This is a genomic window from Bradyrhizobium sp. 76 (assembly GCF_023073025.1).
Taxonomy (GTDB): Bacteria; Pseudomonadota; Alphaproteobacteria; order Rhizobiales; family Xanthobacteraceae; genus Bradyrhizobium.
Genome location: NZ_JADPIS010000015.1, coordinates 518,368 through 539,083 on the forward strand (window position 1 = coordinate 518,368; position 20,716 = coordinate 539,083).

20 protein-coding genes are annotated in these 20,716 nt (G+C 64.2%); all 20 read left to right on the top strand.

The genetic code is table 11. The annotated features are described in order from the left end of the window. The first annotated feature begins 2 nt into the window (after window positions 1-2). The 20 genes from IVB48_RS03405 to IVB48_RS03500 all read left to right on the top strand — a co-directional run bounded on the left by IVB48_RS03405 (window position 3) and on the right by IVB48_RS03500 (window position 20,660). Complete coding sequence (locus IVB48_RS03405) at window positions 3-1,199, top strand: NADH-quinone oxidoreductase subunit D (RefSeq protein WP_027567199.1); 1,197 nt, start codon at window positions 3-5, stop codon at window positions 1,197-1,199. After that, window positions 1,199-2,161, top strand: coding sequence for an FkbM family methyltransferase (locus IVB48_RS03410; RefSeq protein WP_247397456.1), 963 nt, complete (start codon window positions 1,199-1,201; stop codon window positions 2,159-2,161). The genes IVB48_RS03405 and IVB48_RS03410 overlap by 1 nt, the downstream gene beginning before the upstream one ends. 12 nt (window positions 2,162-2,173) lie before the next feature. Further along, on the top strand, window positions 2,174-2,785 hold the full coding sequence (nuoE, locus tag IVB48_RS03415; RefSeq protein ID WP_247397459.1) for an NADH-quinone oxidoreductase subunit NuoE: 612 nt from the start codon (window positions 2,174-2,176) through the stop codon (window positions 2,783-2,785). Then, window positions 2,785-2,988 (top strand): hypothetical protein, encoded by a 204-nt coding sequence (locus IVB48_RS03420; protein WP_026232874.1) that lies wholly within the window; start codon window positions 2,785-2,787, stop codon window positions 2,986-2,988. Before nuoE ends, IVB48_RS03420 begins: the two co-directional genes overlap by 1 nt. A gap of 15 nt (window positions 2,989-3,003) precedes the next feature. Next, the gene (gene nuoF / locus IVB48_RS03425; RefSeq protein WP_027518249.1) at window positions 3,004-4,329 is read left to right on the top strand and encodes an NADH-quinone oxidoreductase subunit NuoF; all 1,326 of its coding nucleotides are present in this window, start codon (window positions 3,004-3,006) and stop codon (window positions 4,327-4,329) included. Between the two features lie 5 nt (window positions 4,330-4,334). Continuing rightward, window positions 4,335-6,410: an NADH-quinone oxidoreductase subunit NuoG gene (gene nuoG, locus IVB48_RS03430; protein WP_247397462.1), complete on the top strand. Its 2,076-nt coding sequence runs from the start codon at window positions 4,335-4,337 to the stop codon at window positions 6,408-6,410. 4 nt (window positions 6,411-6,414) lie between these two features. Then, entirely contained in the window at window positions 6,415-7,482 is a 1,068-nt protein-coding gene (gene nuoH / locus IVB48_RS03435; RefSeq protein ID WP_007603555.1) for an NADH-quinone oxidoreductase subunit NuoH, read from the top strand. 14 nt (window positions 7,483-7,496) lie between these two features. After that, window positions 7,497-7,985 (top strand): NADH-quinone oxidoreductase subunit NuoI, encoded by a 489-nt coding sequence (nuoI, locus tag IVB48_RS03440; RefSeq protein ID WP_026232873.1) that lies wholly within the window; start codon window positions 7,497-7,499, stop codon window positions 7,983-7,985. Window positions 7,986-7,994: 9 nt separating this feature from the next. Next, window positions 7,995-8,633, top strand: coding sequence for an NADH-quinone oxidoreductase subunit J (locus tag IVB48_RS03445; RefSeq protein ID WP_027518246.1), 639 nt, complete (start codon window positions 7,995-7,997; stop codon window positions 8,631-8,633). After that, window positions 8,630-8,938 carry an NADH-quinone oxidoreductase subunit NuoK gene (nuoK, locus tag IVB48_RS03450; RefSeq protein WP_007603558.1) on the top strand — a complete coding sequence of 103 codons (309 nt, stop codon included), beginning with the start codon at window positions 8,630-8,632 and terminating at the stop codon, window positions 8,936-8,938. Before IVB48_RS03445 ends, nuoK begins: the two co-directional genes overlap by 4 nt. Window positions 8,939-8,999: 61 nt before the next feature. Then, window positions 9,000-11,099, top strand: coding sequence for an NADH-quinone oxidoreductase subunit L (nuoL, locus tag IVB48_RS03455; RefSeq protein WP_247397466.1), 2,100 nt, complete (start codon window positions 9,000-9,002; stop codon window positions 11,097-11,099). A 1-nt stretch (window position 11,100) separates the two neighbouring features. Further along, a complete protein-coding gene (locus IVB48_RS03460; protein WP_027567194.1) occupies window positions 11,101-12,609 on the top strand; it encodes an NADH-quinone oxidoreductase subunit M in 1,509 nt (502 codons plus the stop codon). 22 nt (window positions 12,610-12,631) lie between these two features. Continuing rightward, window positions 12,632-14,068 carry an NADH-quinone oxidoreductase subunit NuoN gene (gene nuoN, locus IVB48_RS03465; protein WP_247397470.1) on the top strand — a complete coding sequence of 479 codons (1,437 nt, stop codon included), beginning with the start codon at window positions 12,632-12,634 and terminating at the stop codon, window positions 14,066-14,068. Window position 14,069: 1 nt separating this feature from the next. Next, complete coding sequence (locus IVB48_RS03470) at window positions 14,070-14,876, top strand: biotin--[acetyl-CoA-carboxylase] ligase (RefSeq protein WP_247397474.1); 807 nt, start codon at window positions 14,070-14,072, stop codon at window positions 14,874-14,876. Beyond that, window positions 14,876-16,546, top strand: a complete 1,671-nt coding sequence (locus IVB48_RS03475; protein WP_247397477.1) for a ribonuclease J — start codon at window positions 14,876-14,878, stop codon at window positions 16,544-16,546. The genes IVB48_RS03470 and IVB48_RS03475 overlap by 1 nt, the downstream gene beginning before the upstream one ends. A gap of 13 nt (window positions 16,547-16,559) precedes the next feature. Continuing rightward, window positions 16,560-16,964: a methylmalonyl-CoA epimerase gene (mce, locus tag IVB48_RS03480; RefSeq protein WP_247397480.1), complete on the top strand. Its 405-nt coding sequence runs from the start codon at window positions 16,560-16,562 to the stop codon at window positions 16,962-16,964. Window positions 16,965-16,973: 9 nt separating this feature from the next. Continuing rightward, window positions 16,974-17,249: a DUF1467 family protein gene (locus IVB48_RS03485; protein WP_247397483.1), complete on the top strand. Its 276-nt coding sequence runs from the start codon at window positions 16,974-16,976 to the stop codon at window positions 17,247-17,249. 30 nt (window positions 17,250-17,279) lie between these two features. Further along, window positions 17,280-17,627, top strand: coding sequence for a hypothetical protein (locus IVB48_RS03490; protein ID WP_027518238.1), 348 nt, complete (start codon window positions 17,280-17,282; stop codon window positions 17,625-17,627). Between the two features lie 31 nt (window positions 17,628-17,658). After that, window positions 17,659-18,939, top strand: coding sequence for an S-methyl-5-thioribose kinase (mtnK, locus tag IVB48_RS03495; protein ID WP_247397485.1), 1,281 nt, complete (start codon window positions 17,659-17,661; stop codon window positions 18,937-18,939). Between the two features lie 131 nt (window positions 18,940-19,070). Continuing rightward, a complete protein-coding gene (locus IVB48_RS03500) occupies window positions 19,071-20,660 on the top strand; it encodes an ABC transporter substrate-binding protein (RefSeq protein ID WP_247397488.1) in 1,590 nt (529 codons plus the stop codon). The last annotated feature ends 56 nt before the right edge of the window (window positions 20,661-20,716 follow it).

Below are 20,716 nucleotides of genomic sequence, written 5' to 3' on the forward strand. Positions count from 1 at the left end.
TCATGAACGAGCAACCCGAACAGCTTCGCAACTTTACGATCAACTTCGGACCGCAGCATCCGGCTGCGCACGGTGTTCTTCGTCTTGTGCTTGAATTGGATGGTGAGGTCGTCGCCCGCGTCGATCCCCATATCGGCCTGCTCCACCGCGGCACCGAAAAGCTGATCGAGCAGAAGACCTATCTGCAGGCGATCCCGTATTTCGACCGCCTCGACTACGTCGCGCCGATGAACCAGGAGCACGCCTTCTGCATGGCTGCAGAAAAGCTGCTCGGCATCGAGGTGCCACGCCGCGCGCAGCTGATCCGCGTGCTCTATTGCGAGATCGGCCGCATCCTGTCGCATTTGCTCAACGTCACCACGCAGGCGATGGACGTCGGCGCGCTGACCCCGCCGCTGTGGGGTTTCGAAGAGCGCGAAAAGCTGATGGTGTTCTACGAGCGCGCCTCCGGCAGCCGCATGCACGCAGCCTACTTCCGCGTCGGCGGCGTGCATCAGGACCTGCCGCAGAAGCTGGTCGACGACATCGACGCCTGGTGCGATCCGTTCCTGAAAGTGGTCGAAGATCTCGACCGGCTGCTCACCGCGAACCGCATCTTCAAGCAGCGCAACGTCGACATCGGCGTCGTATCGCTGAAGGAAGCCTGGGAGTGGGGCTTCTCCGGCGTTATGGTGCGCGGTTCGGGCGCGGCCTGGGATCTGCGCAAGTCGCAGCCCTATGAATGCTACGCCGAGTTGGATTTCGACATCCCGATCGGCAAGAACGGCGACTGCTACGACCGCTATCTGATCCGCATGGAAGAAATGCGCCAGTCCGTGCGCATCATGAAGCAGTGCATCCAGAAGCTGAACGCAGCCGAAGGGAAGGGCCCCGTCGTCGTCGAAGACAACAAGGTCGCGCCGCCGCGCCGTGGCGAGATGAAGCGCTCGATGGAAGCGCTGATCCATCACTTCAAGCTCTATACCGAAGGGGTCCACGTGCCGGCCGGCGAGGTCTACGCCGCGGTCGAGGCGCCGAAGGGCGAGTTCGGCGTCTTTCTGATCTCGGACGGCACCAACAAGCCTTATAAATGCAAGATCCGCGCGCCCGGCTTTGCGCATCTGCAGGCCATGGACCACATCTGCCGCGGTCATCTGCTCGCCGACGTGTCGGCGATCCTCGGCTCGCTCGACATCGTGTTCGGAGAGGTCGATCGGTGATGGCGCAGGCGCCGATCCAGTTTGACCGCGCCTCGGGGGCCCTTGAAGGGGCCAACCTGTGGGAGCGGACGGCTGCCTTGGCGCTGGTGACGGGATCGAAGATCTCCTCGCACTTCTCGCATATGGGCTACATCGCCTGCGCCAATCTGCTGCGGAAGACGCTGCCCGAGCGCAACATCGCGATCAAGCTCAACCCCGACGCCGTGTTCGAATTTCCCTACGGCGACGGCTATTGGAGCAAGCTGCTCAACCGCTCCTACAATTACGAGGACGAGTTGGAGCTGTTGTTCGCCGACTCCATCGACGTCGACTACACCCTGCTCGATTGCGGCGCCAATTACGGCTATTGGTCGGTGCTGGTGTCGAGCAAGCCGTTCGGTTCGCACAAGGCGATCGCGATCGAGCCGTCGGGGCAGAACCATCCGAAGCTCGCCAACAACGCCCGCATCAACGGCAGCCGCTTCGAGACCATGAAATGCGCGATCGGCGCGGCCCGTGGCACCGCGCGTCTGTCAGGCACCAAGCACGAGGCCTTCAGCATCGCCGGCGATGCGTCGGCGGGCGGCGAGGACGTGCCGGTCATCGCGCTCGACAATCTGATCGACGACGGCAAGGTCGCTAGCACCGGCAAGTACCTGATCAAGCTCGACGTCGAGGGCGTCGAGATCGAGGCGATCAAGGGCGGCGCCCGGCTGCTCCAGGCCGACAGCGTCATCATGTGCGAGGAGCACGGCAGCGACCGCTCGCATGCGGTCTCGCGCTACATCCTCGAACACACCCCGCTGAAGCTGATCGTCTACGATCCCAGCACAAGGCGTATGGAGACGGTGACCGAGCTGTCGATCCTCGACCGCATCAAGGTCTCGACCCATGTCGGCTACAATGTTTTCGGCACCGCAAGCGCATTCTGGCAGGACAGGATCAATGCCCTGAATGCGAAAACCGCGCGCCGCATGCAGTGAGAGATTGAAGAGATGTCCGTTCGCCGATTAGCACCGAAGGAAGTCCAGCCCGCGAGCTTTGCGTTCACGGAGGAGAACCTCGCGTTCGCCAAACAGCAGATCGCGAAATATCCGGCCGGGCGCCAGGCTTCGGCCGTCATCGCCATTCTCTGGCGCGTACAGGAACAGCACGACGGCTGGGTCTCGGAGGCCGCGATCCGCGCTGTCGCCGACATGCTCGACATGCCCTATATCCGCGTGCTCGAGGTCGCGACCTTCTACACGATGTTCCAGCTGGCCCCGGTCGGCAGGAAAGCCCACGTTCAGGTCTGCGGCACCACGCCGTGCCGCCTGCGCGGCGCCGAGGATCTGATCCACGTCTGCGAGCACCGTATCCATCACGAGCCCTTCCATCTCTCCAAGGACGGCAATTTCAGCTGGGAAGAGGTGGAGTGCCTCGGTGCCTGCGTGAACGCGCCGATGGTGCTGATCGGCAAGGATACCTATGAGGATCTGACCAAGGAAAGCTTCGGCAAGGTGCTCGATGGCTTTGCCTCGGGCAATCCGCCCAAGCCCGGTCCGCAGAACGGCCGCCAGTTCTCGGCGCCGACCGGTGGGCCGACCACGCTGAAGGAGATCACCTGATGCGTGATCTCTCGCCGCCAGTTGAAGGGAGCAGTGTTGTGAAGAAGTGGGGCTTCGTCGCAATGCATTCCGCCGTGGCGGCCACGTTCATTTTCCTGCTTCAGCGCTTCGCCCTGAACGCGTCGCTGGAATCCAGTCTGCTCTGGGCGCTGACCTTCGCCGTCTGCGCCGCCGGGCTTGCCTACAAGCAAGCCAACCGTTGATCGGAAAGCACTGACATGCTCGAGGACAAGGACCGCATCTTCAAGAACCTCTACGGCCTCCACGATTGGGGGCTCGAGGGCGCGCGGCGCCGCGGCGCCTGGGATGGCACGAAGAACATCATCGACAAGGGCCGTGACTGGATCATCAACGAGATGAAGGCGTCGGGGCTGCGCGGCCGCGGTGGCGCCGGCTTCCCGACCGGCCTGAAATGGTCGTTCATGCCGAAGGAATCGACCGACGGCCGGCCGAGCTATCTCGTCGTCAACGCCGACGAATCCGAGCCCGGGACCTGCAAGGATCGCGAGATCATGCGGCACGATCCGCATCTCCTGATCGAGGGCTGCCTGATCGCGAGCTGCGCGATGAACGCGCATGCCTGCTACATCTATGTCCGCGGTGAGTTCATCCGCGAGCGCGAGCATCTCCAGGCGGCGATCGACCAGGCCTATGAGGCCAAGCTGGTCGGCAAGGACAATGTCAACGGCTGGCCGTTCGACATCTACGTCGCCCACGGCGCCGGCGCCTATATCTGCGGCGAGGAAACCGCGCTGCTCGAGAGCCTCGAAGGCAAGAAGGGCCAGCCGCGGCTGAAGCCGCCGTTCCCGGCCAATGTCGGCCTGTACGGCTGCCCGACCACCGTCAACAATGTCGAGTCGATCGCGGTTGCGCCGGACATTCTGCGCCGTGGCGCGGCGTGGTTTGCCGGCATTGGCCGTCCCAACAATGTCGGCACCAAGCTGTTCTGCATCTCCGGCCATGTCGAGCGGCCCTGCAACGTCGAAGAAGCCATGGGCATTCCGTTCCGTGAGCTGATCGAGAAGCATTGCGGCGGCATCCGCGGCGGCTGGGACAACCTCAAGGCCGTGATCCCCGGCGGCTCCTCGGTGCGCATGGTGCCGGCCGAGCAGATCATCGACACGCCCATGGATTTCGACTCGTTGAGCAAGCTGCGCTCGGGCCTCGGCACCGCGGCCGTAATCGTGATGGACAAGTCGACCGACTTGATCCGCGCCATCGCCCGCATCTCCTATTTCTACAAGCACGAGAGCTGCGGCCAGTGCACGCCGTGCCGCGAGGGCACGGGCTGGATGTGGCGCGTCTTGACCCGCATGGCCGACGGTCGCGCCCACAAGCGCGAAATCGACATGCTGCTGGAAGTCACCAAACAGGTCGAAGGCCATACCATCTGCGCGCTCGGCGACGCGGCGGCGTGGCCGATCCAGGGCCTGATCGCGCATTTCCGTCATGAGATCGAAGCGCGCATCGACCAATATTCGCACAAGGCCGACATCGACGATGCCGGCGTCCGCGATCCCGTGAACATGGTCGCGGCGGAGTAGAGACAATGACCAAGCTCATCATCGACGGTAAAGAGATCGACGTCCCCGCCGAATACACGCTGCTTCAGGCGTGCGAGGCGGCTGGCGCCGAGATTCCGCGCTTCTGCTATCACGAGCGGCTGTCGATCGCCGGCAATTGCCGGATGTGCCTCGTCGAGGTGAAGGGCGGCCCGAAGCCGGTCGCGAGCTGCGCCTGGGGCGTGCGCGATTGCCGCCCGGGTCCCAAGGGCGAGCCGCCGGAAATCTCCACCCGTTCGCCGATGGTGAAGAAGGCGCGCGAAGGCGTGATGGAATTCCTTCTCATCAACCATCCGCTGGATTGCCCGATCTGCGATCAGGGCGGCGAGTGCGACCTTCAGGACCAGGCGATGGGCTACGGTGTCGACACCAGCCGCTTCGCTGAGAACAAGCGCGCGGTCGAGGACAAATATCTCGGCGCGCTGGTCAAGACCTCGATGAACCGTTGCATCCAGTGCACCCGTTGCGTCCGCTTCTCGGCGGAAGTCGCCGGCGCCCCCGAAATGGGCGCGACCGGCCGCGGCGAGGACATGGAGATCACGACCTATCTCGAGCACGCGCTGACGTCTGAGCTTCAGGGCAATCTCGTCGATATCTGCCCGGTCGGCGCGCTGACCTCGAAGCCTTATGCCTTCGCCGCGCGCCCGTGGGAGCTCGGCAAGACCCAGTCGATCGACGTGATGGACGGCGTGGGCTCTGCGATCCGCGTCGACACCCGCGGCCGCGAAGTGATGCGTATCCTGCCGCGCATCAACGAGGCCGTGAACGAGGAGTGGATCTCCGACAAGACCCGTCACGTCGTCGACGGCCTGCGCACCCAGCGCCTCGACCGGCCCTATATCCGCGAAGCCGGCAAGCTGCGCGCGGCGAGCTGGCCCGAGGCCTTTGCCGCGATCGCCTCCAAGGCGGCGCGCACCGACGGCAAGCGGATCGGCGCGATCGCGGGCGACCTCGCCGGCGTCGAAGAGATGTTCGCGCTGAAGGATCTGCTGGCCAAATACGGCTCGGCCAATCTGGCGGTGCAGGGCGGCGACGCCTTCGATCCCGCGCTTGGCCGCGGCTCCTACATCTTCAATCCGACGCTCGCCGGCGTCGAGCAGGCCGATGCGCTGCTCATCATCGGCGCCAATCCGCGCAAGGAAGCGGCGGTGTTCAACGCCCGCATCCGCAAGCGCTGGCGCGCCGGCGGCTTCAAGGTCGGCGTGATCGGCGCCAAGCCCGACCTCACGTACGACTATGATCACCTCGGCGCGGGCACCGACACGCTCGGTGAGCTCGCGGCCGGCAAGCACTCCTTCATGGACGTGCTGAAGAACGCCAAGAACCCCATCATCCTGGTCGGCGCGGGCGCGGCCTCGCGTCACGACGGCGCCGCCATTCTCGCAGCCGCGGCCAAGCTCGCGCTCGACGTCGGCGCGCTCAAGGACGGCTGGAACGGCTTCGGCGTCCTGCACGAGAGCGCCTCGCGCGTCGGCGCGCTCGATATCGGCTTTGTCGCCGGTCAGGGCGGGCTGAATGCGGCGCAGATGACGACGTTCGGGACGCTCGATCTGCTGTTCCTGCTCGGCGCCGACGAGATCAAGCCGTCGGACGGCACTTTCGTCGTCTATATCGGCACCCACGGCGACCGCGGCGCCCATCGCGCCGACGTGATCCTGCCGGCAGCCGCCTATACCGAGAAGTCCGCGATCTACGTTAACACCGAAGGCCGCGTGCAAATGACCGGACGGGCCGCATTCCCGCCGGGTGAAGCCCGCGAGGACTGGGCGATTGTCCGCGCGCTGTCGGAGGCGCTCGGCAAGAAGCTCGGCTATGACTCGCTCTCGGCCCTGCGCCAGGCGATCTTCAAGGCTGTGCCGCATCTGATCCGTCTCGACCAGATCGAGGCCGGCGCGGCCGACCAGATCAAGAAGCTCGCGGGGAAGGGCGGCACGACGGAGAAGGCTCCGTTCAAGCCGCTCGTCGAGGACTTCTATTTGACCAACCCAATCGCGCGTGCGTCCGCCGTGATGGCGGAGTGTTCGCGGCTTGCCTCCGGGCAGATGCTGACCGCAGCGGAGTGAGCTGATGGAATTCTTCGAAAGCGCCTTCTGGACCGGGTTCCTCTGGCCGCTGATCATCATGATCGCGGAGAGCGTCCTGGTGCTGGTCGTCCTGCTGGTGGCGATCGCCTACATCCTGCTCGCCGACCGCAAGATCTGGGCGGCGGTGCAGATCCGCCGCGGCCCGAACGTGGTTGGTCCCTGGGGCCTGCTGCAATCCTTCGCCGACCTCCTGAAGTTCGTGCTGAAGGAGCCGATCATCCCGTCCGGCGCCAACAAGGGCGTGTTTCTCCTTGCTCCCTTGGTCTCATGCGTGCTCGCGCTCGCCGCCTGGGCGGTGATCCCGACCAATCTCGGCTGGGTGATCTCCGACATCAATGTCGGCGTTCTCTTCATCTTCGCGATTTCGTCGCTGTCGATCTACGGCATCATCATGGCCGGCTGGTCGTCAAACTCGAAATATCCGTTCCTGGCGGCACTGCGCTCCGCGGCGCAGATGGTGTCCTACGAGGTCTCGATCGGCTTCGTCATCATCACGGTGCTGCTCTGCGCCGGCACGCTGAACCTCTCGGCCGTGGTCGAGGCGCAGCATGTCCGCGGCCTCGCCAGCCTGATCGGGTTGCCGCAGCTCACGATCCTGAACTGGTACGTCTGGCCGCTGTTCCCGATGTTCGTGATCTTCTACGTCTCGGCGCTGGCGGAAACCAATCGCCCGCCGTTCGACCTCGTCGAAGCGGAATCCGAGCTCGTCGCCGGCTTCATGGTCGAGTACGGCTCGACGCCGTATCTTCTGTTCATGCTCGGCGAGTATGTCGCGATCGCCACGATGTGCGCGATGGCGACGATCCTGTTCCTCGGAGGTTGGCTGCCGCCGGTGGACCTGCCGCCCTTCAACTGGGTGCCGGGCATCATCTGGTTCTCGCTAAAGCTGTTCTTCATGTTCTTCCTGTTCGCGATGGCCAAGGCGATCGTGCCGCGCTACCGCTACGATCAACTGATGCGTCTCGGCTGGAAGGTGTTCCTGCCGTTGTCGCTGGCGATGGTGATCGTGGTGGCCGGTGTGCTGCACTTTGCCGGCATCGCGCCGAAGTGAGGGCCGTCATGGGTATCAACATCAACGCCACTGCACGCTCGCTCCTGTTGTCGGAATTCGTCTCGGCGTTCTTCCTCGCGATGCGCTATTTCTTCCAGCCGAAGCCGACGCTGAACTATCCGTTCGAGAAGGGCCCGATCTCGCCGCGCTTCCGCGGCGAGCATGCGCTGCGCCGCTATCCGAACGGCGAGGAACGCTGTATCGCCTGCAAGCTGTGCGAAGCGGTTTGCCCGGCGCAGGCCATCACCATCGAGGCCGGCCCGCGCCGCAACGACGGCACCCGCCGCACCGTGCGCTACGACATCGACATGGTGAAGTGCATCTATTGCGGCCTCTGCCAGGAAGCCTGTCCGGTCGATGCCATCGTCGAAGGTCCGAACTTCGAGTTCGCGACCGAGACCCGCGAGGAACTGTTCTATGACAAGGCCAAGCTGCTCGCCAACGGCGACCGCTGGGAACGCGAAATCGCGAAAGCGATCGAACTCGACGCGCCGTACCGGTGAGATGAGAGCATGATCCTTCCCGCGCTGTTCTTCTATCTGTTCGCCGGCGTCTGTGTCGCCTCGGCGGTGATGGTGATTGTCTCGCGCAATCCCGTGCACTCCGTGCTGTACCTGATCCTGGCCTTCGTCAACGCCTCCGGCCTGTTCGTGCTGATGGGCGCCGAGTTCCTGGCGATGATCCTGATCGTCGTCTATGTCGGCGCGGTCGCGGTGCTGTTCCTGTTCGTGATCATGATGCTCGACGTCGACTTCCTCGAGCTGCGCGAGGGCTTCATCGAGTACCTCCCGGTCGGCCTCGTGATCGGCGGCATCTTCCTGTTCGAGCTGCTGCTTACGGTCGGCTTCTGGGTCATCAACCCCGGCGTCGCCAAGACGATCACGGCGGCGATCCCGGCCAACGTCTCCAATACCGAGGCGCTGGGCCTGGTGCTCTATACCAAGTACATCCACTACTTCCAGCTCTCGGGCATGGTGCTGCTGGTCGCGATGATCGGCGCCATCGTGCTGACGCTGCGGCACAAGGCCAGTGTCAAGCGGCAGGACATCAACGTTCAGAACGCGCGCACGCCCGAAATAGCGATGGCGATCCGCAAGGTGGCGCCGGGGCAGGGGCTCCAGGATTCGGACGCGGCGGAGTGGGTGAAATGACGATCGGGCTCGGACACTATCTGGCGGTCGGCGCGATCCTGTTCACGCTCGGGATCCTCGGCATCTTCCTGAACCGCAAGAACATCATCGTCATCCTGATGTCGATCGAGCTGATCCTGCTCGCGGTCAACGTCAACCTCGTGGCGTTCTCGACCTTCCTCGGCGACATCGTCGGGCAGGTCTTCGCGCTCCTGGTGCTCACCGTCGCGGCCGCTGAAGCCGCAATCGGTCTCGCCATCCTGGTGGTCTATTTCCGCAACCGCGGCTCGATCGCGGTTGAGGACGTCAATCTGATGAAGGGCTGATCGCATGATCCGGAAAAGTGGACACCGGTTTTCCGACCAGATCATGCGGAAAGATTAAATCATGGTCCAGGCAATCGTCTTTCTGCCTCTGCTGGGCGCCATTCTGGCCGGCCTCATCGCGCTGTTCGGCGCGCATGCCCGCAACCCCTCGGGCGACACGGTCGAGCATCACGATGATCACGGTCATGGCGCGCACGCCCATGCGTCCGATACGATCAACGAGGATGCGTCGGTCATCCACGAAACTCACCACGAACCCAGCGACGGCCACGACGACCACCACGTCTCCGAGCCGCCCGCGGCGGGCTCGCGCGGCGCCGAGCTGATCACCACGGCATTGCTGTTCGTGTCGGCTGCGCTGTCCTGGATGACGCTGGTCGATGTCGGCTTCATGCACCACGACATCCGCATTCCGCTGCTGCCGTGGATCCTCTCCGGCGATCTCCAGGTCTACTGGACGCTGCGGGTCGACACGCTCACCGCCGTGATGCTGGTGGTCGTGACCACCGTGTCCTCGCTCGTGCACCTCTATTCCATCGGCTACATGGACGAGGATCCGAACCGGCCGCGCTTTTTCGGCTATCTCTCGCTGTTCACCTTCGCCATGCTGATGCTGGTGACCGCCGACAACCTCGTGCAGCTGTTCTTCGGCTGGGAAGGCGTGGGTCTGGCGAGCTACCTCCTGATCGGCTTCTGGTACCAGAAGCCCTCGGCGAACGCCGCCGCCATCAAGGCCTTCGTGGTCAACCGCGTCGGCGATTTCGGCTTCGCGCTCGGCATCTTCGCGATCTTCCTGCTGGCCGGCTCGACCGATTTCGAGACCATCTTCCACGCTGCGCCCGGCTTGACCGGCAAGACCATCGACTTCCTCGGCTGGCACGCCGACGCGCTGACCCTGACCTGCCTGCTGCTGTTCATGGGCGCGATGGGCAAATCGGCGCAGTTCCTGCTGCACACCTGGTTGCCGGACGCGATGGAAGGCCCGACCCCGGTGTCGGCCCTGATCCATGCCGCGACCATGGTCACCGCCGGCGTGTTCATGGTGGCGCGTCTGTCGCCGCTGTTCGAGCTCGCGCCGAACGCGCAGGCCGTCGTGATGTTCTTCGGCGCCACCACGGCGTTCTTCGCGGCGACCATTGGCCTCGTCCAGAACGACATCAAGCGCATCGTCGCTTACTCGACCTGTTCGCAGCTCGGCTACATGTTCGTGGCGATGGGGGCGGGGGCCTATTCGGTCGGCATGTTCCATTTGTTCACGCACGCCTTCTTCAAGGCGCTGTTGTTCTTGGGCTCCGGCTCGGTGATCTACGCGATGCACCACGAGCAGGACATCCGCAACATGGGCGGCCTGTGGCGCAAGATCCCCTACACCTACGCAGTGATGGTGGTCGGCACGCTCGCGCTCACCGGCTTCCCGCTCACCGCCGGCTATTTCTCCAAGGACGCGATCATCGAGTCGGCCTACGCCTCGCACAATCCGTTCGCGATGTACGGCTTCCTGATGACGGTCGTCGCGGCCGGCCTGACCTCGTTCTACTCGTGGCGCCTGATCTTCAAGACCTTCCACGGCGAGCCGCATGACGATCATCACTACGAGGCTGCGCATGAAGCGCCGATCTGGATGCTGATCCCGATCGGTGTGCTCGCGGTCGGCTCCATCCTGGCCGGATTCCCGTTCAAGGAGCTGTTCGCCGGGCACGGCATCGAGGAGTTCTTCCGCGAATCCGTGAAGATGAACCCGCACATCATCGAGGAGATGCACCACATCCCCGAGACCATCGCTTTCCTGCCGACGGTGATGATGGTGCTGGGCTTCCTGGTGTCGTACCTGTTCTACATCCGCCGGCCCTATCTGCCGGTCGAGCTCGCGAACACGCAGCCGATGCTGTACAAGTTCCTGCTCAACAAATGGTACTTCGACGAGCTCTACGACATCATCTTCGTCCGTCCGGCGAAGTGGATTGGCTACCAGCTCTGGAAGAAGGGCGACGGCTTCATCATCGACGGCCTCGGTCCCGACGGCGTCTCTGCCCGGGTGTTGGATGTCACCCGCAACGTCGTGAAAATCCAGACCGGCTATCTCTACCACTACGCGTTCGCCATGCTGATCGGTGCCGCCGGCCTGATCACCTGGTTCATGTTCGGCTTTGGGGGCCAGTAAAATGACGACCTGGCCAATTCTATCCGTCACGACGTTCCTGCCGCTGGTCGGCGCGCTGATCGTCTATCTCAGCCGCGGCGATGACGAGGCGGCCCGGCGCAACTCGCGCTGGATCGCGCTGTGGACCACGCTGATCACCTTCGCGGTGTCGGTGATCCTGGTCATGCGGTTCGATGCGTCGAGCGCCGACTTCCAGTTCGTCGAGAAGGCGAACTGGCTCGCCACCGGCATCACCTATCACATGGGTGTGGACGGCATTTCGTTGCCGCTGGTGATCCTGACCACCGCCATCATGCCGTTCTGCATCATCGCGAGCTGGAAGGCGATCACCAACCGCGTCCGCGAATACATGATGGCGTTCCTGATTCTGGAAACGCTGATGATCGGCACCTTCTCGGCGCTGGATCTCGTGCTGTTCTACCTGTTCTTCGAAGGCGGCCTGATCCCGATGTTCCTGATCATCGGCGTCTGGGGCGGTCCGCGCCGGGTCTATGCGTCTTTCAAGTTCTTCCTCTACACGCTGCTCGGCTCGGTGCTGATGCTGCTTGCCATCATGGCGCTGTACTGGAACGGCGGCACCACCGACATCCCGACCCTGATGCACACCGCCGTGCCGCGCTCGCTGCAGACCTGGGCGTGGCTTGCCTTCTTCGCCTCGTTCGCGGTGAAGATGCCGATGTGGCCGGTGCACACCTGGCTTCCCGACGCCCACGTCGAGGCGCCGACCGCAGGCTCGGTGGTCCTGGCTGCGATCATGCTGAAGATGGGCGGCTACGGCTTCCTGCGTTTCTCGCTGCCGATGTTCCCGCTCGCTTCGCATGACTTCGCGCCGCTGATGTTCACGCTCTCGGCCATCGCCATCATCTACACCTCGCTGGTGGCGCTGATGCAGGAGGACATGAAGAAGCTGATCGCGTACTCCTCGGTGGCGCATATGGGCTTCGTCACCATGGGCATCTTTGCCGGCACCATGCAGGGCGTCGCTGGCGGCGTGTTCCAGATGATCTCGCACGGCATCGTCTCCGGCGCGCTGTTCCTCTGCGTCGGCATCGTCTATGACCGCATGCACACCCGCGAGATCGCGGCCTATGGCGGCCTCGTCAACCGGATGCCGCTCTACGCGCTGACCTTCATGGTCTTCACCATGGCCAATGTCGGCCTGCCCGGCACCTCCGGCTTCGTCGGCGAGTTCATGACGCTGCTCGGCACCTTCAAGGTCTCGATCCCGACCGCGTTCTTCGCCACCTTCGGCGTGATCCTCTCGGCCTGCTATGCGCTGTGGCTCTACCGCAAGGTCGTGTTCGGGGCGCTGGTCAAGCCGTCGCTGGCGAGCATGAAGGATCTCACCTTCCGGGAGGGCCTGACGCTCTTCCCGCTGATCGCGCTGACGATCCTGTTCGGCATCTATCCGAAGCCGGTGCTCGACATGTCGGCGGCCTCGGTCCAGCAACTCGTCAACAATTACAACACCGCTGTGACGGCCGTGAAGGCCGCCGCACTGCTCCAGTGAGCGGGCAGGTCAGGATATCGCCATGAGCTTTGAGACTGCAGGTTATCAACTGGCGCCGGTGCTGCCCGAGCTCGTGCTCGCGGTCGGGGCGATGGCACTCCTGATGCTCGGCGCCTATCGCGGGCAGGAGACCACCAAGACGGTCACAACGCTCGCGGTGCTGCTCCTGATCGTGGTCGGCGCGCTCGAATACATGTTGCCCGCGGGCAAGCACGTGACCTTCGGCGGCAGCTTCATCGTCGATGATTTTGCCCGCTTCATGAAGATCCTGGCCCTGATCGGCTCGGCGGTGACGCTGGTGCTGTCGACCGAGTTCCTGTCGGATCCGTCGCGCCGCATCTTCGAATACGCGATCCTGGTGCTGCTCTCGACGCTCGGCATGATGGTGCTGATCTCGGCCGGCGATCTGATCTCGCTCTATCTCGGCCTCGAATTGATGTCGCTGGCACTCTACGTCGTGGCGGCCTCCAACCGCGACAACGCCAAGTCGACCGAAGCCGGCCTGAAGTACTTCGTGCTCGGCGCGTTGTCCTCGGGCATGCTGCTCTACGGCTCCTCGCTGATCTACGGCTTCACCGGCACGGTGGCCTTCACCGGCATCGCGGCGGCCGCGACGATCTCGAATGTCGGCCTGGTGTTTGGGCTCGTTTTCCTGCTCGCCGGCCTCTGCTTCAAGGTTTCGGCGGTGCCGTTCCACATGTGGACGCCCGACGTCTACGAGGGCGCGCCGACGCCCGTGACAGCCTTCTTCGCCTCGGCGCCGAAGGTGGCCGCGCTCGCGGTCTTCACCCGGGTTACGCTGACCGCATTCCCGGGCATCGTCTCGCAGTGGCAGCAGATCCTGGTGTTCGTGGCGATCGCCTCGATGGCGCTGGGCTCGTTCGCCGCGATCGGGCAGAGCAACATCAAGCGCCTGATGGCCTATTCCTCGATCGGCCACATGGGCTTTGCCCTGGTCGGCCTCGCCGCAGGCACGGTCGAGGGCGCGCAGGGCGTTCTGATGTACATCGTGATCTATGTCGCGATGACGCTGGGCTCCTTCGCCATCATCCTGGCCATGAAGCGCAACGGCCAGCCGGTCGAGCAGATCAGCGATTTCGCGGGTCTCTCGCGAACCAATCCGCTGCTCGCCTTCATGTTCGCGATGCTGCTGTTCTCGCTCGCCGGCATTCCGCCGCTCGCCGGCTTCTTCGCCAAATGGTACGTCTTCGTCGCCGCCATCAAGGCGAATTTGTTCACGCTCGCCGTCATCGGCGTGCTGACCAGCGTGGTCGGCGCCTACTACTATCTCAGCATCGTCAAGACGATGTATTTCGACGAGCCGGCCGGACAGGTCGATCCGGTGCGCGTCGAAGTCAAGACGGTGCTGGCGGTCGCGGGCCTGTTCAACATTCTGTTCGCCCTGTTCGCAGGTCCCGTGGTGAGCGTGGCCTCCGCCGCGGCAAAGTCGCTGTTCTAGGATGGCATTCGCGCTAGGTCCTCGTGCGGCGTCGGCGGGCTACAAGCTCGCAGCTTTCGAACGGACCGGCTCGACCAATACCGAGGCGATCGAGCACGCAAGGGGCGGCGAACGCGGCCCGATGTGGTTCGTGACGTCGGAGCAGACCGCCGGCCGTGGCCGCCGTCAGCGCCCCTGGATCGCACCCAAAGGCAACCTTGCCGCCAGCGTCCTCGAAGTCCTCGATGTCGCCCCTTCCGTCGCCGCGACGATCGGCTTTGCGGCCGGGCTGGCCGAGGAGGCCGCCCTGGAGAAGGTCAGCCTGGAGGCGGCACTGCGCCTCGGCGAGGGCCGTCCCCGCTACACCCTGAAATGGCCTAACGACGTGCTGGCCGGCGGCAAGAAGCTGGTCGGCATCGGCCTGGAGGCCGAAGCCATCGGCGAGCGTCTCGCCATCGTTGTCGGCATAGGCACCAACGTCGTCGCCGCGCCCGAGGGCACGCCCACACCGGCGGTGTCACTGGCCGCGCTCGGCGTCCAGATCAGCGCGGAGGAGTTGTTCTCGGCGCTCTCGGACGCGTGGGTGGAATTCCGTGGTATCTGGGACGATGGTCGCGGCTTTGCCGAAATTCGCAAATTGTGGCTGGAGCGCGCCGCCGGCCTCGGCGAGCGGGTCGCGATCCACACGGGAGTGATGACGCTGGAAGGCATTTTTGACACGATCGACGACACCGGCTGCCTGATCGTCCGCACCGCGGAGGGCCGGCGCGTGCCGGTGGCCGCGGGCGAGGTGTTCTTCGGCACGGTCGCCTCCGTGGGAGCTGCGTGATGGCGAAGCCTGAAGAACTGGTATTTGCACCGCTCGGCGGGGTCGGCGAGATCGGCATGAATTTGTCGATCTACGGCCTCGGCAACCGCCAGCAGCGGGCCTGGCTGGCGATCGATCTCGGCGTCTCCTTCGGCGACGAGGAGCATCTGCCGGGCATCGACCTGATCATGCCGGACGTCAGCTTCCTGGAGAAGGAACGCAAGAACCTGATGGCGCTGGTGCTGACCCACGCCCATGAGGACCATTTCGGCGCCATCATCGACCTGTGGCCGAAGCTGAAATGCCCGATCTACGCGACCCAGTTCAGCGCCGCGCTGTTCGAGGCCAAATGCGCCGCCGAGCGCAATGCGCCGAAGATCCCGGTGACGGTGGTGCCGTCGGGCGGGCGCGTCGATATCGGCCCGTTCAACGTCGAGTTCATTCCGGTCGCGCATTCGATTCCGGAGTCGCATGCGCTGGCGATTCACACCGACGTTGGCACGGTGCTGCACACCGGCGACTGGAAGATCGATCCGACCCCGATCATCGGCCGCCCGACCGACGAAAAGCGGCTGCGGGAGCTCGGCGATGCGGGCCTGCTCGCCTTGATCGGCGATTCCACCAACGCCGTGCGCGACGGCCGCTCGCCCTCGGAAGCCGAGGTTGCCAAATCCATCACCGAGCTCGTCAAGGCCGCCAAGGGCCGCGTCGCAGTCACGACCTTTGCCTCCAACGTCGCGCGCCTCAAGGCCGTCGCCATCGCCGCGAAGGCCGCCGACCGTGAGGTCGTAGTGGTCGGCCGCGCCATGGAGCGTGTGGTGCAGGTCGCACGCGAGACCGGCTATCTCGACGGCGTGCAGAGTTTCCGCTCCGCCGAGGTCTACGGTCATCTGCCGCAGGACAAGGTGCTGGCGCTCTGCACCGGCAGCCAGGGCGAGCCCCGTGCCGCGCTGGCGCGCATCGCCAATGACGACCATCCCGAGATCACGCTCAATCGCGGCGACAGCGTCATCTTCTCCTCGCGCACCATTCCCGGCAACGAGAAGGCGGTCGGCGCGATCATCAATGGCCTGGTCTTGCAGGGCGTGGAGGTCATCACCGACCGCGACCAGCTGGTCCATGTCTCCGGTCATCCCCGCCGCGACGAATTGCGCGACATGATCTCCTGGACCAGGCCGCAGCTCCTGATCCCGGTCCATGGCGAGGCCCTGCACCTGAACGAGCACGCCAAGCTCGCGCGTGCCGCCGGCGTGCCGCGCGTACTGGTCTGCCGCAACGGCGATCTGGTCAAGCTCGGCCCCGGCGATCCCGGCATCATTGGGCAAGTGCCTGCGGGCCGTCTCTACAAGGACGGCACGATTCTGGAGGACTCCAAGTCCCGCGCGGTGGTCGAGCGGCGCCGCATGGCGTTCTCCGGCTGCGCCTTCGTTGCCATCGTCATGACGGAGCAGGGCGAGCTTGCCGACGATCCCGCGGTCGAACTGGTCGGCATCCCCGAGAAGAACAAAGCGGGCGAGCCCTTCGACGACATCGTGTTCGACGCCGTGGTCTCCACTGTCGAAGGCCTGCCGAAGGCGCGCCGTCGCGACGCGGATGCGCTGGCGGAGTCGGTGCGACGCGCTGTCCGCTCCGTGATCAACGAACATTGGGGTAAAAAGCCCCCCTGTCTGGTACACGTCCTGACAGTGTAACGGGAGAAGCACAATGCTGGGCCGGCTCAACCATGTCGCGATCGCGACCAAGGACGCCGTCAAGGCCGCCAAAATCTATGGCGCCGCGTTCGGGGCCCAGATCTCGGCGGCCGTCGCGCTGCCCGAGCATGGCGTCACCACGGTTTTCGCGACGCTGCCCAACACCAAGATCGAGTTCATCGAGCCGCTCGGCGAAGCCTCGCCGATCGCAAAGTTCCTCGACCGCAATGCCGACGGCGGCATCCACCACGTCTGCTACGAGGTGGTCGACATCATCGCCTCGCGCGACACGCTGGTGAAGGAGGGCGCCAGGGTGCTCGGCGACGGCGTGCCGAAGATTGGCGCCCACGGCAAGCCGGTGCTGTTCCTGCACCCGAAGGATTTTTCCGGCGCGCTGGTCGAAATCGAGCAGGCATAGGCCGAAACCATGGCCATCCAGATCTCAACTGCAATCGCGATCTACTTCGTCATCTGGTGGGTCGCGCTGTTCCTGACGCTGCCGTTCGGCGTGCGCAGCCAGCACGAGGACGGCGTCGGAGTGCCGGGCAGCGACCCCGGTGCGCCGATCCTGACGCGAATGAGGAGCAAGCTGATCTGGACCACGATCATCTCGGCGATCATCTACGGGATCGCCATGGTCGCCTATGACGCCGGCTATCTCTCGATCGAGCGCCTGTCGAAATTGATGGGCATGCCGTTCTAAGAATTTTTGGTTGGCTTTGTTGGGGGACCAATGACTTTTCAGCGGATCGTCGTCGCGCTTCTGGTGCTGATCGTCGCCGGCCTCGGTGCCATCGGCTATTTCGAGTGGAAGATGGCCGTGCAGGTGCGCACCCTCAAGGCGTTCGTCGAGGGCTACGTCTTCAACGAGGCTGTGGTCGCCTGCGAGCAGGCCAAGAGCTCGACGCCGTTCAAATGGAACGGAGGCAAGAGCACCGCGGTGATTGGTCTGAACTCGGTCAAAACAGACAAATACACTGTCAGCGCCAGCTACACGCTGGTGGCGGACAGCGTCTATTGTGATTACGATCCGATCAAAAGAAAGGCCGAGATCGGCTCGAGCTTCCTGGAGCGGGAGTAACGATCCGGCCCCTATATGGGATGGGATCGTCATGGCGCAGGGGCAGGGGGACTACCGGATTCTGCATGAGGCGGCCTTGCGGGATTATCTCGCAGGCGTTGCGGATATCGCTGCGACCCTCGGTGGCGAGCCGGCCTCCTGGTCGATCACCGAAGTCGGCGACGGCAATCTCAATCTCGTTTTCATCGTCAAGGGCGGCCGTGGCGGCGTCGCCGTCAAGCAGGCGCTGCCCTATGTCCGCCTGGTCGGCGAGAGCTGGCCGCTGCCGCTGTCCCGGGCTCATTACGAATATCTCGCTTTGTCGCGGCAGGCCGAGCTCGCGCCCGGCCTCGCGCCGGCGCTGCTGCATCACAACGAGGCCCTGGCGCTGACGGTGATGGAGCTGCTCGAGCCCCACATCATCATGCGCAAGGGGATGGTTGCGGGCTCGCAATATCCGCGCTTTGTCGATGACATCACCACCTTCATGGCGCGGACCTTGTTCTTCACCTCCGACCTCGCGCTGTCGGCGGCCGAGAAGAAGCAGGGCATCGCAGCCTTCGCCGGCAACCATGCGCTGTGCAAGATCACCGAGGATCTGATCTTCACCGATCCCTACCGCATCGCCGAGCAGAACCGCTGGACCGCGCCATATCTCGATGCGCTCGCCGCAGAGCTGCGCGAGGATATGGAATTGCATGTCGCGATCTCCCGGCTGAAGCTGAAGTTCATGGCGAGCCCCGAGGCGCTGCTCCACGGCGACCTTCACACCGGCTCGATCATGGTCACGGACGGCGAGACGCGGGTGATCGACCCCGAATTCGCATTCTACGGCCCGATGGGTTTCGATGTCGGCGCCGTGCTGGCCAACCTCCTGATGGCCTATTTTGCCTCCGCCGGCCACGAACGCTCCCCGGGCGAACGGCGTGCGTTCGAAGTCTGGGTGCTGGAGACGGTCGAGCAGGTCTGGAACGCGTTCGCGCGCAAGTTCCTCGAGCTCTGGCGCGCTGGCGCCGCAGGCGATGCCTATCCCGCCTCGCTCTTCGCCGGCGAGACAGGCGCGGCACGGCTGGAGGCCGAGCGGCAGGCCTACATGCAGCGGCTGTTCGCGGATACGGTCGGTTTCGCCGCGGCAAAAACCATCCGCCGCATCTTCGGCCTCGCCCACAATATCGATTTCGAGCTGATCGATGATCCGCGCCGGCGCGCCACCAGCGAAGCACGCGCGGTGCGGCTGGCGCGCGCGCTGATGCTGGAGGCGGGGGCGTTTCCGGCCATCGCGGACGTTACTTCTGCAGCGCGAAAATTGCGCGACTGGCAGCCGGAGTTTTAGCGGGCGTCTTCGCAAATCGGCGGGGCCCGCGCGACGTTCGCATACGTCAACCCCTTCAAGGCGCTTGCGCTCGACCCGCCGTGGATGGTCAACTCTGGGACCAGAGCACGGCTTGCGTTGTCGGAGGGACCATGATGTTCAGGATAGTGGCGATCGTCGCAGGTCTGGGGCTGGCACTGGCCGCCTCGGCGGAGGCCCAGACCCCGCGCAAGGGCGGAACCATCCGCATGACCGCGCCTTATGGCTCGAGCTTCACAAGCTTGGACATTCACACCACGCAGCGCGCCCAGGACGAGATCTACGCCAAGGCCCTGCACCGGTCGCTCTACATCTGGAATTCCACGGAAGGCAAGCCGGTTCTGGAGCTTGCCAAGGAGGACGTCGTCTCGGGCGGAGGTCTCGTCCACACTTTCAAGCTGCGCGACGACGCCTATTTCCACAACGGCCGCAAGATGACGGCCGACGACGTCATCTGGACCTACAACCGCATCATGGACGGCACCAAGGCTTATCCCGGCGCGCGCTATGTCCGCGTGATCGAGGGCGCGGCGGCGGTTGAGAAGGGCCAGGCCAAGGAGATCTCCGGCCTGAAGAAAATCGACGACTTCACCATCGAGATGAAGCTGACCGAGAAAGTCGATCCGGGTTTCTACTTCTGGAACGCGATCACGTCGATCTATCCCGCCGACGAAGCCGCCAAGGAGAGCTTTCTCCAGAAGCCGATCGGTCTAGGGCCCTTCAAATTCGTCGAGCACGTGCCGGGATCGCGCATCGTCCTGGAGCGATGGGACCGGTTCTACAAGCCCGGCAAGCCCTACGCTGACAAGGTCATCGTGTCGGTCATGGGCGAGGCCGCGGCCCGCGATGTCGCTTTCCGCAACAAGGAGATCGACACCTCCGTGCTGGGACCGGCGCAATATGTCGCCTATCAGAACGACGCCGACCTCAAGGGCACCGTCGTCGAGGTCGCCGAGGTCTTCACCCGCTACATGGGGATGAATCCCGCGTTCAAGCCGTTCGCCGACAAGCGGGTCCGGCAGGCGATCAACTATGCGATCGACACCGATTTGATCATCAACAAGCTGGTCAAGGGCAAGGCCTATCGGGCGACCAGCTGGCTGCCGCTCACCTCTCCCGCCTACGACAAGGCCTTGAAGCCCTACGCCTTCGATCCTGCCAAGGCCAAGCAGCTGCTCGCCGACGCCGGCTATCCCTCGGGCTTCGAATTCGAATGGACCACCAGCCAGAACGAGAGCTGGGGCCTGCCGATCGTCTCGGCCGTGATCCCGATGCTGGACCGGGTGGGCATCAAGGCCAAGGTCAAGCAGGTCGAGACCGCGGTGCTGGCGGAGGTGGTCCGCAGCGGCGACTACCAGGCCTTTGTCTATTCGCAGGCGACCGGACCCGATCCCCAGGCCGCCCTCAAATGCTTCCACTCATCGACACCGCAGTCGGCCTGCAACTACATGAACTTCAAGAATGCCGAGTTCGACAAGCTGATCGACGAGGCCGGGCAGTCCGATGACGCTGCAAAGCGTACCCAGCTGCTGCAAAAGGCCAATGCTGTTCTCTACGAGGAGGCGCCGGTCTGGTTCTTCAACTACAACAAGGCGGTCATGGCGGTGCAGCCGTGGCTCAAGGGGGTTCAGCTGAACGCAACCGAGCTGACCCATCAGAACGTCGAAGACCTCTGGGTCGGCGAGACCTCGCCCGCGAAGTGACACACGCTCTCGCGCTCCCTCCGTCGCCATGAACGACGGAGGGGGAGAGGAAAAGT